Below are 269 nucleotides of genomic sequence, written 5' to 3'. Positions count from 1 at the left end.
AACCGATATTGCCGCTGCGTTAAAAGACAGCATCGATGGCGAAAGTTTTGAATCTGTCGCGTTTTATCCTGAGTTGTCTGAACTCTGCAACTCGCACGGTGATTCAGTAGTCGCGGGTCACTTTCTTAATATAGGGGCGATTGAGAAAACGCATGATGAGCGTTTATCTAATTTACTCTATCGACTTGAGTCAGGTTTTGAATTCGAGAGCCTAATACCAACTGAATGGATTTGTGAAAAGTGTGGTCACACACACATCAGCCCCAAGG

General features: G+C 44.2%; 1 protein-coding gene. It reads left to right on the top strand.

Annotated features, from left to right (window positions below):
* Nucleotides 1–269: hypothetical protein (locus FQ664_RS27560; RefSeq protein ID WP_474707157.1), on the top strand; the 269-nt coding region annotated here is incomplete at both ends.

This window comes from Pseudomonas persica (genome assembly GCF_900291015.1).
In the GTDB taxonomy this organism is placed as follows: Bacteria; Pseudomonadota; Gammaproteobacteria; order Pseudomonadales; family Pseudomonadaceae; genus Aquipseudomonas.
The sequence above is the reverse complement of the archived record's forward strand: the minus strand, read 5'-3'. Positions and strand labels throughout refer to the sequence as shown.